The organism is Lewinella sp. (assembly GCF_050633125.1).
Classification (GTDB): Bacteria; Bacteroidota; Bacteroidia; order Chitinophagales; family Saprospiraceae; genus Lewinella.
On sequence record NZ_JBOEFX010000120.1, the window covers coordinates 666 to 1,995 of the forward strand.

1 protein-coding gene is annotated in these 1,330 nt (G+C 45.4%); it reads right to left on the reverse strand.

Annotated elements, in window-relative coordinates; translation table 11 throughout:
* Positions 1 to 95 precede the first annotated feature (95 nt).
* Entirely contained in the window at positions 96 to 1,304 is a 1,209-nt protein-coding gene (locus ACRBG0_RS23620) for a sodium ion-translocating decarboxylase subunit beta (protein WP_431489310.1), read from the reverse strand.
* Positions 1,305 to 1,330 lie beyond the last annotated feature (26 nt).

Genomic DNA, 1,330 nt, shown 5'->3' on the forward strand with positions numbered 1-1,330 from the left:
GGTGGGTCGTGAATACAGGCCTAAAAGCGTCTCACTCTTGTACCATCAGATTAAACAGCCTACCCTTACACACATAAAACCCTTCCACCTTTTTTCTAACCTGCTAGTTTTGCAATCAAAACCCCAGCCGCTACTGCTGATCCAATAACCCCGGCAATGTTGCTTGCCATAGCATATTGTAGAATATGGTTGCGGGGATCATACTTCAAGGCAATTTCATTTGCTACCCTGGAAGCCATTGGTACGGCGCTTAAACCTGTAGCTCCGATGAGGGGGTTTATCTTTTTGATAACGAAAAGGTTATGGATCTTTACAGCGGCGATTCCTCCAAAGATAGAAATGGCAAAAGCCAGGAACCCTCCACCAATAATCAAAAGCGTTTGCCCGTCAAGGAAAGTGGTGGCTGTCATGGTAGCTCCAATCGTTAGTCCTAAAAAGATGGTCGCTGCGTTCATGATGGTTTCTGATGCAGCAACAAATAGTCTATTGGTGCTGGAGCCTACTTCTTTGATCAGATTGCCAAATAGTAATAGGCCAAGTAAAGGTGCTGCTGCGGGAACAATAATAGCTACCAGAATGGTCAAGACAATAGGGAATAGGATTTTTACCCGCCGCATATTTTTTATCTCATAACGATTGGGGTACAGGCGATCCTGTTCTTTCATATTGATCTTTAACTCCGTGTCACTTACGGTAAATCGTACAACCAGTGGAATGATTACGGGGACTAAAGCCATATAACTGTATGCTGCAATAGCGATGGGACCCAATAATTTCGGAGCCAAGACTATGCTTGTGTAAATAGCTGTTGGGCCATCTGCGCCACCGATGATACCAAGGGCTCCGGCCTCTTGTGGTGTGAACCCCAAGAGAATGGCCCCGATCAAGACGGTGAAGATGCCCAATTGGGCTGCAGCACCAAAGAAGGCCAGTTTCAAATTGCGAAGCATGGGCCCAAAGTCGGTCATGGCCCCTACTCCCAAGAAAATGAGCGGAGGCAATAGCCCACTTTTGATGAGCGTGTAGTACAACAGGTTCATAATACCGTACTTTTCCGTCAGCTTGAGTAGGCTCAATTTAGCGATTTCAGGATCTTCTGAAATCGTCATTACCGCCATCTTACCACCAGGGATATTGGCAAGCAGAACACCGAAACCTATAGGGATCAACAAGAGGGGCTCATACCCTTTGAAAATACCCAGATATAGCAGCAAAATTGCTAATGCGAGCATCAGTAATATTCCGGGCTGAGCAATGATCTCTCCCAACGCACTCATTTCATACAGGCTATAGAAAAAATTCATAGTCCTTTTATTGCGCAGAAATGAAA

Bases quoted from the DNA above. Each gene is read 5' to 3' on its own strand.
- ACRBG0_RS23620 (WP_431489310.1), bottom strand. From the start codon at position 1,304: ATGAATTTTTTCTATAGCCTGTATGAAATGAGTGCGTTGGGAGAGATC.